The 16,044-nt window shown below is 70.9% G+C and carries 11 protein-coding genes; 5 read left to right on the forward strand and 6 right to left on the reverse strand.

The annotated features are described in order from the left end of the window. Window positions 1-16 precede the first annotated feature (16 nt). Window positions 17-982 carry a glycerophosphodiester phosphodiesterase gene (locus ACFV2X_RS13010; protein ID WP_385615160.1) on the reverse strand — a complete coding sequence of 322 codons (966 nt, stop codon included), beginning with the start codon at window positions 980-982 and terminating at the stop codon, window positions 17-19. Window positions 983-1,195: 213 nt separating this feature from the next. On the opposite strand from ACFV2X_RS13010, the gene uvrB reads away from it, so the two are divergent. The 4 genes from uvrB to ACFV2X_RS13030 all read left to right on the forward strand — a co-directional run bounded on the left by uvrB (window position 1,196) and on the right by ACFV2X_RS13030 (window position 7,505). Continuing rightward, window positions 1,196-3,352 (forward strand): excinuclease ABC subunit UvrB, encoded by a 2,157-nt coding sequence (gene uvrB, locus ACFV2X_RS13015; protein ID WP_089511341.1) that lies wholly within the window; start codon window positions 1,196-1,198, stop codon window positions 3,350-3,352. 164 nt (window positions 3,353-3,516) lie between these two features. Next, complete coding sequence (locus tag ACFV2X_RS13020; protein ID WP_358634113.1) at window positions 3,517-4,095, forward strand: TerD family protein; 579 nt, start codon at window positions 3,517-3,519, stop codon at window positions 4,093-4,095. Window positions 4,096-4,251: 156 nt separating this feature from the next. Next, complete coding sequence (locus ACFV2X_RS13025) at window positions 4,252-6,210, forward strand: TerD family protein (protein WP_385615163.1); 1,959 nt, start codon at window positions 4,252-4,254, stop codon at window positions 6,208-6,210. A gap of 263 nt (window positions 6,211-6,473) precedes the next feature. Then, window positions 6,474-7,505: a TerC family protein gene (locus tag ACFV2X_RS13030; RefSeq protein ID WP_385615547.1), complete on the forward strand. Its 1,032-nt coding sequence runs from the start codon at window positions 6,474-6,476 to the stop codon at window positions 7,503-7,505. 137 nt (window positions 7,506-7,642) lie between these two features. Here ACFV2X_RS13030 and ACFV2X_RS13035 read toward each other — a convergent pair whose 3' ends face one another. The 3 genes from ACFV2X_RS13035 to ACFV2X_RS13045 form a co-directional block, all read right to left on the reverse strand. After that, window positions 7,643-8,968, reverse strand: a complete 1,326-nt coding sequence (locus ACFV2X_RS13035) for an MFS transporter (RefSeq protein WP_385615165.1) — start codon at window positions 8,966-8,968, stop codon at window positions 7,643-7,645. Window positions 8,969-9,191: 223 nt separating this feature from the next. Continuing rightward, on the reverse strand, window positions 9,192-9,848 hold the full coding sequence (locus tag ACFV2X_RS13040) for an MBL fold metallo-hydrolase (RefSeq protein ID WP_385615167.1): 657 nt from the start codon (window positions 9,846-9,848) through the stop codon (window positions 9,192-9,194). Between the two features lie 4 nt (window positions 9,849-9,852). Further along, entirely contained in the window at window positions 9,853-10,575 is a 723-nt protein-coding gene (locus ACFV2X_RS13045; RefSeq protein WP_385615169.1) for a maleylpyruvate isomerase family mycothiol-dependent enzyme, read from the reverse strand. Between the two features lie 229 nt (window positions 10,576-10,804). On the opposite strand from ACFV2X_RS13045, the gene uvrA reads away from it, so the two are divergent. Next, window positions 10,805-13,834 (forward strand): excinuclease ABC subunit UvrA, encoded by a 3,030-nt coding sequence (uvrA, locus tag ACFV2X_RS13050; protein ID WP_385615172.1) that lies wholly within the window; start codon window positions 10,805-10,807, stop codon window positions 13,832-13,834. Between the two features lie 147 nt (window positions 13,835-13,981). On the opposite strand, the gene ACFV2X_RS13055 is transcribed toward uvrA, so the two are convergent. Together ACFV2X_RS13055 and ACFV2X_RS13060 are read right to left on the reverse strand one after the other, a co-directional pair. Next, window positions 13,982-14,926, reverse strand: coding sequence for a carbohydrate kinase (locus tag ACFV2X_RS13055; protein ID WP_385615175.1), 945 nt, complete (start codon window positions 14,924-14,926; stop codon window positions 13,982-13,984). Between the two features lie 83 nt (window positions 14,927-15,009). Beyond that, a complete protein-coding gene (locus ACFV2X_RS13060; RefSeq protein WP_385615177.1) occupies window positions 15,010-16,017 on the reverse strand; it encodes a LacI family DNA-binding transcriptional regulator in 1,008 nt (335 codons plus the stop codon). Window positions 16,018-16,044 lie beyond the last annotated feature (27 nt).

Here is a 16,044-nt window from a genome sequence, read left to right on the forward strand (position 1 = left end):
CGCCGCGACGCCGCCGCTACGAGACCGCCGCCGGGGCGCCCGGCACCTCGTAGCCCGCGTCCTCCAGCGCGTCCCGCACCACGTCCGGGTTGTTGGTGATGATCCCGTTCACGCCCATATGCGCGACGTCGACCGCCGTCTGCGCGTCGTTCACCGTCCAGGCGTAGACCTCGAACGGGCGGCCGTGCGCGCCGTCCACCTCGTGGACCGCGTCGACGTAGTCGGCGTCGATGGTCTTGTAGCTCGGATTGATCTGGTCGGCGAATTCCGCGTAGGTCGCCAGGTCCTCGACGGCGGGTGTGCCGAGGAAGCCGGTCTTGACATCCGGTCGCAGGTCGTGGACCTGCTTCACGGCGTCCGCGCCGAAGCTCTGGACGATCAGCTTGTGCTGGACATGGCGGCGGTCCAGCCAGCCCGCTCTGCGCAGCTCGCGCAGCGTCTGGCGCTCGATGTCCGGATACAGCTCGGGGGCCTTGAGCTCCAGGAGGAGCTTCTGGTGGTTGTGTTCCACCCGATCGAGGTAGTCCTCGAGGGTCGGCACCCCCTCGCCCGCGAACTTGGGGCTGAACCAGCTGCCCGCGTCGAGTTGCTGGATCTCGTCGAGGGTGAAGTCGGAGATCTTCCAGGGGGCGCGGTCCGGAAAGACTTCCTCGACGTCCGTGGTCCGGTTCAGCGTGGTGTCGTGCATGACGATCAGCTCGCCGTCCTTGGTCCGCTGGACGTCGTTCTCCACCCAGGTGATGCCGAGGTCGTCGGCCGCGTCGACGGCGGCGAGCGTGTTCTCCGGGGCGTAGGCGGAGGCGCCTCGGTGGGCGACGGTGACGGTGTGGCGCGACTGGTCGGTGGCTTGATCGGCGTGGTCGAGGTGATCGACTCGATCGACGTGGTCGGCTTGTTCGGCCCGGGCGGCCGCCGGTGAGAGGAAGAGCGCGGACATACCGATGAGCGCGCCTGTGAGGGCGGCGGCGGGGCGGATGCGCATACGGACTCCTCGCGTCGTCTGACTCGCGTGACTCGCGGACGGGCAGAGGGTCCCAGTCGTGCCGTCCCGAAGGATAGGTGGTGGTTGGACAGAGTGAAGCACGGTCCCGCCGGGCGCCCCGTCGTGGCGCGAGAGGGGTCACCCGTCCACGGTTCCGGGTTCGGCCGGTCGGCCGGTCGGCCGTTGTCAGTGGTGGGTCGTACGGTGGGTGTCATGCGGCCCGTATCTCAGATCGAACGCAAGGTGGCGCCTTTCGAGGTCGTCAGCCCGTACCAGCCCAGCGGCGACCAGCCGACGGCGATCGCCGACCTGGAGCGGCGCATCCGCGCTGGTGAGAGCGATGTTGTACTGCTCGGCGCGACCGGCACCGGAAAGTCGGCGACCACTGCGTGGATGATCGAGAAGCTCCAGCGCCCGACCCTCGTCATGGCGCCCAACAAGACCCTCGCCGCCCAGCTCGCCAATGAGTTCCGCGAGCTCCTGCCGAACAATGCGGTCGAGTACTTTGTGTCGTACTACGACTACTACCAGCCAGAGGCGTATGTCCCGCAGTCGGACACATACATCGAGAAGGACTCCTCGATCAACGAGGAGGTCGAGCGGCTGCGCCACTCCTCGACGAACTCGCTGCTCACCCGGCGTGACGTGGTCGTGGTGGCATCCGTCTCGTGTATCTACGGCCTGGGCACCCCGCAGGAGTACGTGGACCGCATGGTGCCGCTGAAGGTCGGCCAGGAGATCGACCGGGACCAGCTGCTGCGCCGCTTCGTCGACATCCAGTACGCGCGCAACGATATGGCGTTCACCCGCGGCACCTTCCGGGTCCGCGGCGACACCATCGAGATCTTCCCGGTCTATGAGGAGCTGGCCGTCCGGATCGAGATGTTCGGCGACGAGATCGAGGCGCTGTCCACGCTCCACCCCCTCACCGGCGAGGTCATCAGCGACGACCAGGAGCTGTATGTGTTCCCGGCCACCCACTATGTGGCGGGGCCCGAGCGCATGGAGCGGGCCATCGCGGGGATCGAGACCGAGCTGGAGCAGACCCTGGCCCGGCTGGAGAAGCAGGGCAAGCTGCTGGAGGCCCAGCGGCTGCGGATGCGTACGACGTACGACATCGAGATGATGCGCCAGATCGGCACCTGCTCCGGCATCGAGAACTACTCCCTGCACATCGACGGCCGCGAGCCCGGATCCCCGCCGCACACCCTGCTGGACTACTTCCCGGAGGACTTCCTCCTGGTCATCGACGAGTCCCATGTCACCGTCCCGCAGATCGGCGCGATGTACGAGGGCGACGCCTCCCGTAAGCGGACGCTGATCGAGCACGGCTTCCGGCTGCCGTCCGCGCTCGACAACCGCCCGCTCAAGTGGGAGGAGTTCCTGGAGCGCACCGGCCAGACCGTCTATCTCTCCGCGACCCCCGGGCCGTACGAGCTCTCGCGCGGTGACGGCTTTGTGGAGCAGATCATCCGCCCGACCGGCCTGGTCGACCCCGAGGTCGTCGTCAAGCCCACCGAGGGGCAGATCGACGATCTGATCCACGAGATCCGCACGCGTACGGAGAAGGACGAGCGCGTCCTGGTCACCACCCTCACCAAGAAGATGGCCGAGGACCTCACGGACTACATGCTCGAGCTGGGCATCCAGGTCCGCTATCTGCACAGCGACGTGGACACCCTGCGCCGGGTGGAGCTGCTGCGCGAGCTGCGCGCGGGCGAATACGACGTCCTGGTCGGCATCAACCTGCTGCGTGAGGGCCTGGACCTGCCGGAGGTCTCGCTGGTCGCGATCCTCGACGCCGACAAGGAGGGGTTCCTGCGCTCCGGCACCTCGCTGATCCAGACCATCGGCCGCGCCGCTCGTAACGTCTCCGGCCAGGTGCATATGTACGCCGACAAGATCACTCCGGCGATGGAGAAGGCCATCGACGAGACCAACCGGCGCCGGGAGAAGCAGGTCGCCTTCAACAAGGCCAATGGGATCGACCCGCAGCCGCTCCGCAAGAAGATCGGCGACATCGTGGCGACCATCGCCCGCGAGGAGATCGACACCAAGGAGCTGCTGGGCACCGGCTACCGCAAGACCGACGGCAAGGGCGCCAAGGGGCAGGCGAAGGCCCCGGTGCCCGCTCTCGCCGGGCAGCGGGCGGGGAACACCGGCAAAGCTGCCAAGGGCGCCAAGGGGGCCAAGGACGGGCAGCTGACGGACCGTCCGGCCGCCGAACTCGCCGAGCTGATCGAGGAGATGACCGACCGGATGCGGGCCGCGGCCGCCGAGCTGCAGTTCGAGATCGCGGCCCGGCTGCGTGACGAGGTGGGGGAGCTGAAGAAAGAGCTGCGCCAGATGAGGGAGGCCGGGCTGTCCTGACCCCTGAGGTGTGCCGCGCCCGGTCCGTGCCGCCCGGTGTGTTGCAAGACCGACACAAAAGCCGGTGGGGGCGGTTGGGGGGCTTGTCCCAGTGCATAGGGTTCAAGCAGGCCGTGCGGACCGGGCGGCCGCGGGGAATCGAGAAACGAGAGTAGGGACAGCGCGTGACGGTCAACATGTCCAAGGGACAGGCCATCAGTCTGCAGAAGGCCGACGGGGGCACCCTGACCGCGGTGCGGATGGGACTTGGCTGGCAGGCGGCGCCCCGCCGCGGGCTGTTCGGTTCCCGCACGCGGGAGATCGACCTCGATGCCTCGGCTGTCCTGTTCGCCGACAAGCAGCCGGTGGACGTCGTCTTCTTCCGCCACCTGGTCAGCGACGACGGCTCGGTGCGCCACACCGGCGACAACCTGGTGGGCGGCGCCGGCCAGGGCGGCGACGACGAGGCCATCCTGGTCGATCTGCAGCGGGTGCCGGTGCACATCGACCAGATCGTCTTCACGGTGAACTCCTTCACCGGCCAGACCTTCGCCGAGGTGCAGAACGCGTTCTGCCGGCTGGTGGACGAGACCAACGGCCAGGAGCTGGCCCGTTACACCCTCACCGGTGGCGGGCAGTACACCGCGCAGATCATGGCCAAGGTGCAGCGCGCCGGCTCCGGCTGGCAGATGAAGGCCGTCGGCGAGCCGGCCAACGGCCGTACCTTCCAGGACCTGATGCCGCACCTCCTGCCGCACCTGTGAGCAGCTGAATCCGTCGGCCCGGTAGGCGCATCCGCCCACCGGGCCGACGTGCTCCCGGCGCCATAGGCACCGAGCACACACGCACAAGCACTGATCGCACGTACAAGCACTCAACGCACATTTCAATACGGCGAAACACAACGAGGGGACGCACCCATGACGGCCGAGCTGGTCCGAGGGCAGAACCATCCACTGCCCCAGACCCGTTTGGAGATCCGGGTCTCGGCGGGCCATCCGATCGTGGCCGGGGTGACCCTCGGCGACGAGCAGGGCACAGTACGGGGGACCGAATGGGTCGCCCATCCCGCCGCGCCGCAGCTTCCGGGCATCGATGTGCCCAAGCAGGCCGCGGCGGACCACCGGCTCGCCGTGGACCTCGGCGCGATGCCCGAGGACGTCCACCGGGTCAATGTCCTGCTGGCCCTGCCGGCGGGCGTCGGCGGCCCCACCCGCTTCGGCGCCATGCCCGCGCCGTTCATCGCCGCCACCGGCCTGGATGGCACCGAGGTCGCCAGCTACACCATCACCGACCTGGACTCGGAGTCCGCGGTGGTCGCCCTGGAGCTGTACCGCCGGCAGGGCGCCTGGAAGGTGCGCGCCGTCGGCCAGGGGTACGCGGGCGGGCTGGCCGCGATGCTGCAGGACCAGGGGCTGTCGGAGGCCGTCGAGCTCGCCGCGCGGATCAATGACGCGATCGCCCAGGGCATGGCCCGCTCGGTCGCCCCGCCGCCGCCCCGCCCGGAGGGCGAGGGGCGGGTGCGCACGGCCACGGCCGGCGGCAGCGGCCCGATGGGCGAGCCCGCCGCCGCGCCGCAGCAGGCCCCCGCGGGCACCGCCGCCGGAGCCGCGCCCGGTTCGGGCGGTCCGGGCGCGGGCGGATCGGCCTCGGGCGGATCGGTCAACTACCAGCACCCCAGCCGCCGTACGTCCGCGCCGCCCACGCCCCCTCCGGCCGCCCCGCCCGCCCGGCCGGGACAGCCCGCCCAGCCCGTCGCGGGCGACGCCTCCGGCTGGACCATGGACGAGCGGCTCTACAACCAGGTCTGGGGCATGTTCGAGGACCTGGCGCGGACGACCGCGGCGTACCGCAGCGCCGTCGACTTCGCCGACTCCCGTATGGAGAAGGAGCTGGACGGGGTCCTGTCCGACCCGCGCACCCGCTTCGGCCCGGCCGCCGACTCGGCCCGCGCGGAGGCCCGTACCAAGCACACGGCCTTGGTCGAGCAGGCCCGCGCGGCCCTCGACCGGGATCTGGCCCAACTCGCCGCCGAGGCCGAGGTGGTCGAGCCCGCGCTGCCCCCGGCGTTCGCGCGCTGGGACAGCCCGGTCTGGCAGGCATATCAGGTGCCCATGGAGATCCCCATGGCGCTGCGCCTGGGGGAGCTGCATCTCCCGGAGCGGAGTGATCTGCGCATCCCGATGCTGGTGCGGCTGCCGCTGGAGCGCGGGCTGTGGATCGACAGCGGGCGGGACGCCCTGTCCGACGCGGCGCTGGTGGACTCCGGGGAGCTGCGCCGGCTGGCCGCGGACACGGCGGTCGCGCATGCCGCGCGGCTGCTGGCGGTCTATCCGGCGGGCGAGTTCACGGTCCATGTGATCGACCCGGCGGGGTCGGCCGCCGGGTCCTTGGCCCCGCTGCTGAGCTCCGGCGTGCTGCGCGAGCCGCCCGCCTCCGGCGCCCAGGGGGTGAGCGCGATGCTCGCCGGGCTGACGCGCCGGGTCGACCTGGTGCAGATGGCGGTGCGCAGCGGCGCCACGGACGCGCTCCCGCCGGACCTGGACATCGCCGAACAACTGCTGATCGTCAATGACTTCCCGCACGGTTTCGACGACCGGGCCGTCACCCAGCTGCGCTATCTCGCGGACGAGGGGCCGTCGGTGGGCGTGCATCTGATGATGGTGGCCGACCGGCAGGACGCCCAGGCGTACGGCCCGGTGCTCGACCCGCTGTGGCGCTCGCTGCTGAGGGTCACCCCGGTCCCGGACGACCACCTGGCCGACCCCTGGGTGGGCCACGCCTGGACGTACGAGCCGTCGCTGGTGCCGGCCGGCAGCCAGGTGGTGGAGCAGGTGCTGACGCAGGTGGTCAGGGCCCGGCAGTCGTACGGCCGCTGACGCCTGATGCTCGGTCATTACTAGGTAAAGGACTGCTGACCAGCGGATTTACCCATCTCTTTACTCTTCCTTGGTGATTCCTGTACTCTTCTTTGTGCGGAGGGGAGTACTCCTGTCGCGGCGTTCCCGTCAGTACGGATCGCGTCCGGTGCCCGGTCGGGCCGGATGTGAACCCGGGGCGTCGGCCCGTGGTGCGAGCCCGGGCGGAAGAGACCTCCGGCAGCGACGACGCTGAACTTGCCGTACGAATGCCGGAGGAACCGTTGGACGTCTCCTGGTCCCTGTGGGTGCTGACCATTGCCGGTCTGTGCGCCCTGATCGCCGTCGACTTCTTCATCGGCGGCCGTAAACCGCATGAGGTCTCGCTCAAGGAAGCGGGCATCTGGACGGCCGTCTGGATCGCCCTCGCCGGACTCTTCGGGCTCGGGCTGCTCGTCTTCGCGGGCGGGCAGCCCTCGGGCGAGTTCTTCGCCGGGTTCATCACCGAGAAGTCGCTGAGCGTCGACAACCTCTTCGTCTTTGTGCTGATCATGGCGAAGTTCGCGGTGCCGACGATCTACCAGCAGCGGGTGCTGATGGTGGGTGTGCTCATAGCGCTGGTGCTGCGGGCGGTCTTCATCGGCGCGGGCGCCGCGATCATCTCGAACTTCTCCTGGGTCTTCTACCTCTTCGGCGCGTTCCTCATCTGGACCGCCTGGAAGCTCATCCAGGAGGCGCGGGCCGGTGAGGAGGAAGAGGAGTTCGAGGAGAACCGCCTGCTGAAGGCGGTCGAGAAGCGCTGCCCGTCCACTGACAAGTACCACGGCACCAAGCTGTTCATCGTCGAGAACGGCAAGCGCCTGATGACCCCGATGCTCATCGTCATGCTGGCGATCGGCACCACGGACGTCCTGTTCGCGCTCGACTCGATACCCGCGATCTTCGGCCTCACCCAGGACCCGTACATCGTCTTCACGGCCAACGCCTTCGCGCTGATGGGCCTGCGCCAGCTGTACTTCCTGATCGGCGGGCTGCTGAAGAAGCTGGTCCACCTGTCGTACGGGCTGTCGGTGATCCTCGGCTTCATCGGCGTGAAACTGGTGCTCCACGCGCTGCACGAGTCCGGGGTGCATGTCCCCGAGATCAGCATCCCGGTCTCGCTCGCGGTCATCTGCGCGGTGCTCGCCATCACCACGGTCACCAGCCTCTACGCCTCGAAGAAGCAGGCCGAGCGGGAGCGGGCGGCCGGGGAGCAGACGGAGGACGCCGCGGGAACCGTGGCCGCCGAGCGGGACAGCATCGACGTCCGGCCCTGACCAAGGCGGCGGCGTCGACGCCCGGCCCTGACCACGGCGACAGTGTTGACGTACCACCCCGACCAGGGAGCCGGCGGCCGCACCCGCCGGCTCCCGCCCCCGACTCGCCCCGGGCTGCCCTGACCCCGGAGCGGGCCCTAGACCGCCGCCTCCCCGGCCTCCATCGGCCGTGGGAGGGGGCGGTCCGTGCCGTCCGCCGGGCGGGTCTCCGGCAGCAGTGCGAAGCAGCCCAGGCTGAGCAGCGCGATACCGGTCAGATACGCGGCGACGCCCCATGGCGGACAGTCGCCGCGCGACAGGGCGGTCGCCACCAGCGGGGTGAGCCCGCCGCCCAGCACGCCCCCGAGGTTGTAGCCGAGGGCCGCGCCCGTGCAGCGCACCCGCGGCTCGTACAGCTCGGGCAGATAGGCCGCCGTGACGGCGAACATCGCGACAAAGGCCAGCAGCGCGCCCAGGAAGCCGAGGAACATCAGCGAGGCCCGCCCGGTGCCCAGCAGCGCCACCATCGGGAACATCCACAGCACCGTGCCGGCACAGCCCGCCAGACACATGCTCCGCCGCCCGAAGCGGTCGCCCAGATGCGCGGCCAGCGGCGTCACCGCGCCCAGGGCCGCCACCGCCGCCATGACACAGCCCAGCATGACCGTGCGGTCCACCCCCAGCCGCTCCGTCCCGTACGCCAGCGACCAGGTCGTCACGGTGTAGAAGACCGCGTAGCCCACCGCGAGGCCGCCCGCGGTGAGCAGCACCAGCCGCCAGTGGCCGCGCACCACCTCGGCGAGCGGAGCGGCGGCGCGCTCGTCGCGCTCGGCCAGTTCCCGGAACTGCGGGGACTCGGCGAGCTGGGAGCGCAGCAGCAGCCCGGCCACCACCAGCACGGCCGCCGCCCAGAACGGCACCCGCCAGCCCCAGGACCGGAAATCGGCCTCGCTCAGCGTCGCCGACAGGGCCAGCATGACGCCGTTGGCGAGCAGAAATCCGACGGACGGGCCGATCTGCGGAATGCCTGCCCACAGCCCGCGCCGCCGCTCGGGCGCGTGCTCGGCGGTCAGCAGCACCGCGCCGCCCCATTCGCCGCCGAGCCCGAGGCCCTGCAGAAAGCGCAGCGTCAGCAGCAGTACGGGGGCCGCGGCGCCGATCGAGTCATACGTGGGCACAAAGCCGACCGCGACCGTCGCGACCCCGGTGAGCAGCAGCGAGAACACCAGGACCGGCCGTCTGCCGTACCGGTCGCCGAGGGGGCCGAAGAGCGCCGAGCCCAGGGGCCGGGAGAGAAAGCCGACGGCGAAGGTGCCGAAGGCGGCGAAGGTCCCGGCGAGCGGGGAGACGGTGGGGAAGAAGAGCGGGCCGAGGACGAGCGCGGCCGCGGTGCCGTAGACGAAGAAGTCGTAGAACTCGATGGCGGTGCCGACCAGGGACGCGGCGGCGAGCCGGACCATGGACGGGGAGCGGTCGTCGTGCATGAAGCGCCAACCGCCGCCGTGCGCCCGCGGTTACGGGGCGTGCGGCGTCTGCGAGGGCGCACGGCGCGAGGGCGCGGCGCGCGCCCTCCCGGGCGCCGCGCGGGCCGCTCTCACGCCGCGCCGCACGCGACGCTTTCACGCCGTGCCGCGCGTGCCGCTTTCACGCCGCCGCGCGTTTCCGTCATGCGCCGCGGTCGCTCAGCGGTCGCTCACCGCGCCTCGTTCACCAGCCGCGCTCGCGCCACTCGCCCAGGTGCGGGCGCTCCGCGCCCAGGGTGGTGTCGTCGCCGTGGCCGGGGTACACCCAGGTCTCGTCCGGCAGCTGATCGAAGAGCTTGGTCTCGACGTCGTCGATCAGGCTCGCGAACGCCTTCGCATCCTTCCAGGTGTTGCCGACCCCGCCCGGGAAGAGGCAGTCGCCGGTGAACACATGTGGATGGCCGTGCGGGTCGTCGTAGACCAGGGCGATGCTGCCCGGTGTGTGCCCCACCAGACGGCGGGCGGTCAGCTCGACCCGGCCGACGCGCAGCGTGTCCCCGTCCTCGACCGGGACGTCGGTGGGGACCGGGATGCCCTCGGCGTCGTAGCGGCCCGCGTAGGTGCGGGCGCCGGTGGCCTCGACCACCTCGCGCAGCGCGCCCCAGTGGTCGGGGTGGCGGTGGGTGGTGACGACGGACGCGATACCGCTGCTCCCGATGAACGAGAGCAGGGTGTGCGGCTCGGCCGCGGCGTCGATGAGCAGCTGCTCATCGGTGGCGCGGCAGCGCAGCAGATAGGCGTTGTTGCTCATCGGACCGACCGCGACCTTCGAGATCATCAGATCGGGCAGTTCATGCACATCCGCCGGCCCGCCGACCTTCACCGCTCCGCTGTACGTCATGGCCTCAGCCTAGCGGCGGGAGGGACGGCAGGGGCGCGTCCCGACAGGACAGATCCGCCCCGTCCGTACGCCCGCTCAGCCACCCCAACAGGGCGGCAGGGGAGCCCTCGACGGTCAGCGGCGGCTCGGTGCCCGCCCGGCCCGTGTGCCGGGCCCGGCCGCCGTCAGCCGACACCAGCCGCAGCGGGGGCACGTCGGGGTGGCCCGCGAACCTGCCCTCGGCCAGGAAGTCGAGCTCCTGCTCGACGAACGCGGCGGGCAGATCCGCCAGGGTGTAGCCGACCCCGAGGTCCACATGGTGCAGCTCGACCTCGGCCAGCCTGCGGAAGGGCAGCCGGCCGGCCTGCTCGACGACGCCGCGCCGCATGGTGACCTCGAAGGGCCGGCGGTTCGCGGGGAGCGCCGCGGCCGCCGCGTTGAAGCGGAACGCGCTGGTGCGCAGATCGTCGAGGTGGATGGGGAGCAGACGGGCCGCCGCGTCCTCGATCTCCCGGTCGCGCGCGTCCTCGCTCGCGTACATGGGGGTCGGCTCCCCGGTGCGCGCCCATGTGAGGAGATTCACCAGGGCGTCCGCGTTGCGCGCCAGATGCGCCAGTACATGGCCCCGGGTCCAGCCCGGGAGCAGCGAGGGTTCGGTCACGGCCGTCTCGTCCAGCCTGGACACCGAGGCCATCAGCCGGTCGGTCGCGCCCCGCACCGCGGCCGCGTCCTGCGCGTAATCGGTCATGCTCTGACGGTAGTCCGCACCACACGTTCGGGTGAAGCTGTCGTCCTCGGCCCGCAAATCGAATGTGCGTGCTATAGGCTCGTGTGCTGCATCCTTAAAGACATCGCCGCAGCGCCCCCTACCCTGGGTCGGGGGGCTTCGCCTCGCTCCGGTTCTGCGCACCGGCAGAGCCTCCACGGAAGCGGGGCCCGCGGACCCCACACCTCTCTCAAGAAAGGTGCCGACCGGCGTGGCCGACCGTCTCATCGTCCGTGGCGCTCGCGAGCACAACCTCAAGAACGTCTCGCTCGACCTTCCTCGCGACTCCCTCATCGTCTTCACCGGGCTCTCCGGGTCGGGCAAGTCCTCCCTCGCGTTCGACACGATCTTCGCGGAGGGCCAGCGCCGTTACGTCGAGTCCCTCTCCTCGTACGCGCGCCAGTTCCTCGGGCAGATGGACAAGCCCGACGTGGACTTCATCGAGGGCCTGTCCCCGGCGGTGTCCATCGACCAGAAGTCCACCTCGCGCAATCCCCGCTCCACGGTCGGCACCATCACGGAGGTCTATGACTACCTCCGGCTGCTGTTCGCCAGGATCGGCAAGCCGCACTGCCCCGAGTGCGGCCGTCCGATCTCCCGCCAGTCGCCGCAGGCGATCGTCGACAAGGTGCTTGAGCTGCCCGAGGGCAGTCGCTTCCAGGTGCTGTCGCCGCTGGTGCGCGAGCGCAAGGGGGAGTTCGTCGACCTCTTCGCCGATCTGCAGACCAAGGGCTACAGCCGGGCGCGGGTGGATGGCACGACCATCCAGCTGACCGACCCGCCGAAGCTGAAGAAGCAGGAGAAGCACACCATCGAGGTGGTCATCGACCGCCTGACGGTCAAGGACAGCGCCAAGCGGCGGCTGACCGACTCCATCGAGACCGCGCTCGGGCTCTCCGGCGGCATGGTGATCCTCGACTTCGTGGACCTCGACGAGGACGACCCGCAGCGCGAGCGGATGTTCTCCGAGCACCTTTACTGCCCGTACGACGACCTGTCCTTCGAGGAGCTGGAGCCGCGCTCCTTCTCCTTCAACTCGCCCTTCGGCGCCTGCCCGGAGTGCACCGGCATCGGCACCCGTATGGAGGTCGACCCCGAGCTGATCATCCCGGACGAGGAGAAGTCGCTCGACGAGGGCGCCATCCACCCCTGGTCCCACGGCCACACCAAGGACTACTTCGCCCGGCTGTACGGCGGGCTGGCCGACGCGCTCGGCTTCCGTACGGACATCCCCTGGGCCGGGCTTCCGCAGCGTGCCAAGAAGGCGCTGCTCTACGGGCACAAGACACAGATCGAGGTCCGCTACCGCAATCGCTACGGGCGGGAGCGCGCCTACGTCACGTCCTTCGAGGGCGCGGTGCCCTTCGTCCGGCGGCGGTACACGGAGGCGGAGAGCGATTCCAGCCGCGAGCGCTTCGAGGGCTATATGCGCGAGGTGCCCTGCCCCACCTGTGAGGGCACCCGGCTCAAGCCGCTCATCCTGGCCGTCACGGTGGAGGGCCGCTCCATCGCCGAGGTCTCCGCGATGTCGATCAGCGAGTGCGCCGAGTTCCTGCGCGACATGAAGCTGAGCGCCCGCGACAAGACCATCGCCCAGCGGGTGCTCAAGGAGGTCAACGAGCGGCTGCGGTTCCTGGTCGACGTCGGCCTGGACTATCTCTCGCTCAACCGCGCGGCGGGCACGCTCTCCGGCGGCGAGGCACAGCGCATCCGGCTGGCCACCCAGATCGGCTCCGGTCTGGTCGGCGTGTTGTACGTACTGGACGAGCCGTCGATCGGGCTGCACCAGCGCGACAACCACCGGCTGATCGAGACGCTCGTGCGGCTGCGCGACCTGGGCAACACCCTGATCGTCGTCGAGCACGACGAGGACACGATCAAGACCTCGGACTGGGTGGTGGACATCGGTCCGGGCGCGGGCGAGCACGGCGGCAAGGTCGTCCACAGCGGGCCGCTCGCGGAGCTGCTGGTCAACGAGGAGTCGATGACCGGGCAGTATCTGGCCGGAAAGAGGTCCATCGAGCTGCCGGGGATGCGCCGACCCATGGACCCGGAGCGGCAGCTGACGGTCCACGGCGCCCGGGAGAACAACCTCCAGGACATCGATGTGTCCTTCCCGCTCGGTGTGCTCACCGCCGTCACCGGCGTCTCCGGATCGGGTAAGTCCACCCTGGTCAACGACATCCTGTACACCCACCTGGCGCGCGAGCTGAACGGGGCGCGGGCCGTCCCGGGCCGGCACACCCGGGTCGCCGGCGACGACCTCGTCGACAAGGTGGTGCACGTCGACCAGTCGCCCATCGGCCGCACCCCGCGCTCCAACCCGGCGACGTACACCGGCGTCTTCGACCATGTGCGCAAGCTCTTCGCGGAGACGATGGAGGCCAAGGTCCGCGGGTATCTGCCCGGGCGCTTCTCCTTCAACGTCAAGGGCGGCCGCTGCGAGAACTGCTCCGGTGACGGCACCATCAAGATCGAGATGAACTTCCTGCCGGATGTGTATGTGCCGTGCGAGGTCTGTCACGGCGCCCGCTACAACCGGGAGACGCTGGAGGTGCACTACAAGGGCAAGTCCATCGCCGAGGTGCTGGACATGCCCATCGAGGAGGCGCTCGACTTCTTCGAGGCGGTGCCGACGATCTCCCGCCATCTGCGCACGCTCAACGAGGTCGGGCTCGGCTACGTCCGGCTCGGGCAGCCCGCGCCGACCCTCTCCGGCGGCGAGGCGCAGCGCGTCAAGCTCGCGAGCGAGCTGCAGAAGCGGTCGACGGGGCGCACGGTCTACGTCCTGGACGAGCCCACGACCGGGCTGCACTTCGAGGACATCAGCAAGCTGATCACGGTGCTGTCCGGACTGGTCGACAAGGGCAATACGGTGATCGTCATCGAGCACAACCTCGATGTGATCAAGACGGCCGACTGGGTCGTGGACATGGGCCCGGAGGGCGGCAGCGGCGGCGGCCTGGTCGTCGCCGAGGGCACCCCCGAGGAGGTGGCCTCGGTCCCGGCCAGCCACACCGGCAAGTTCCTCAGGGAGATGCTGGGGGACCTGGTGAGCGACGCGGCGGCGCCGGTCGGCCGGAAGGCCGCGAAGAAGGCCCCCGCGAAGGTCCCTGCCAAGGCCCCTGCCAAGGCTCCGGCGAAGAAGACGGCGGCCAAGAAGACCGCTGCCAAGACGACCGTGGCCAAGAAGGCGGCGGCGAAGACGACGGTCTCCGGACGGCGCGCGGCGGCGAAGTAGCGCGCGCCGGTAGTGACGTGCTGGAGCGTGCCGAGCCCTGCCGGGCCCGGCACGCTCCGCCGAAGCCCTCGGCGGTGCCCCCACAGCGCCTCGTAGCGCCTTGTGGGGCCGCTCTGGGGGCCCGAGGCGCCCGGGAGGCCCCAGCGGTCAGAGCTCGGCCGCGTAGGGCGGCTGGGCGCCCGGCCGGGAGCAGGTGACGGCGGCGGCCCGCGCCGCGAAGCCGAGAACATCCCGCCAGGCTGCCTCGTCCAGCTTCGCCACCGCGTCCACCGACAGCGCCTCATGCGCCGCCAGCCGGTGCAGCAGCGCGGCGTTCACCGTGTCGCCCGCCCCGATGGTGTCCACGACCTCGATCTGTACGCCGGGGACGGCGCAGCCGCCCCCGCCCCGGGTGAGGACGCTGATGCCGTCCCGGCCGTGCGTGAGGACCACGGCCGCCGGGCCCGCCGCCAGCCACTCCCGGGCGGCCGCCGCCGGGTCCTGGGCGCCGGCCAGCCAGGCGGCGTCCTCCATCGACAGCTTGAGCAGCCCGACATGCGGCAGCCAGCCGCGGAACCGGGCCCGGTAGGCGTCGGCGTCGGGGATCAGACCGGTGCGGATGTTGGGGTCGAGCGCGGTGAAGACGCCCCGCGCCGCCTCGCGCCGCAGCAGCGCCTCGTACGCGCTCGCGCCCGGCTCCAGCACCAGCGAGCAGGTGCCGAAGGACAGCGCCGCGACCGAGTCGGGAAGGGTCTCGGGCAGCTCGAAGAGACGGTCCGCGGTGCCCTCGACGTAGAAGCCGTAGCCCGCCGAGCCATCGGGGGCTATCGAGGCCACCGCCAGTGTGGTCGGCTCCGCGCCGCGCTGCACCAGCGCCGTGTCCACGCCGTCCTCGCGCAACCCGCCCATCAGTGCCTCGCCGAAGCCGTCGGTCGAGATCCGGGAGCAGAAGGCGGTCGGCGAGCCCAGCCGGCCCAGCGCCACCGCCGTGTTGTACGGGCCGCCGCCGCGCCGCGGCAGCAGCGCCGGCAGGGCCGGGTCCGCCGCGGGGCCGGCCGTGGCCGGGCGGTCGGGCACCAGGTCGATCAGAGCTTCTCCGGCGACGACAATCACGAGGCGTTCCTCACGTTGTGGGTGGATGGGGGTCCCGGGGCCGGCTGCTGCTCGCCGACTGACGGACGGCCCCGCCGGGCGCTTCACTCCGCGGCTTCCTTGCAGCCGCACGAGGTGCGGTGCACAAAGGTGCAGGGCAACCGGACGGTCCGCGGCGGCCGGGAGGGGTCCGCCAGCCGGTCGAGCAGCAGCCTGACCGCGGTGGCGCCGATCTCGCGGCTGGGCTGCGAGATCGCGGTGAGCCGGGGCGAGAACACATCGGCCCAGGAGAAGTCGTCGAAGCAGACCAGCGCGATGTCGTCCGGCACGCCCAGGCCCGCCTCGCGCAGGGCGCGCAACGCGCCGATGGTCATCGCGTTGTTGGCGGTGACGATCGCGGTGGGCGGCCGGGCGGTCGACAGCAGCCGGTGGGTGGCGTCCCGCGCGCCATCCGCCTCGGAGTCGCCGCCGGCCAGCAGCTCGGGGTCGAACGGCAGCCCCCGCAGGCGCAGCCCGGCCCGGTAGCCGGCCGTCCGCTCGACGGTGGTGCTCAGCCCCGGCGCGCCCGCGACCAGGCCGATGCGGGTGTGGCCGAGGTCGGCGAGGTGGTGGACGAGCTCTTCGACGTGCTGGGCGTTCTCCGCGCTCACCTGGTCGTGGGCGTCCGTGACCAGCCGGTCGAGGAAGACGGCGGGGACCTGGTGGCGGGTCAGATAGTCGAGCATCGCGCGGGGTTCGGCGGAGGCGGCGACGATCACCCCGTCCACCCGCCGCTCGTGGAGGAGCTGGACGGCCTTGCGCTCCTGCTCGGGGTCGTCGTGCGGATCGGCGATGAGCAGGCCGTAGCCGTGCTCCAGGGCGCCGGCCTCGACGCCTTGGAGGATTTCGGTGAAGTACGGATTGCTGATCGCCGAGACCGCCAGGCCGATCGAGCGGGTGCGCGCGGTGACCAGGGAGCGGGCGAGCGTGTTGTGGGTGTAGCCCAGGGCGTCGATGGCGTCGAGCACGGCCTGCCGGGTGCCCGGGAGCACGGGACGGGTCTCGTTGAGCACATGCGACACCGTCGCCACGGACACGCCCGCGCGCCGGGCCACATCAGCCATGGTCGCCATCTGTGGCTGTCCCCTCACCGTCCGCCA

Origin of the sequence: Streptomyces sp. NPDC059679, from assembly GCF_042734105.1 — a bacterium.
Lineage (GTDB): Bacteria > Actinomycetota > Actinomycetes > Streptomycetales > Streptomycetaceae > Streptomyces.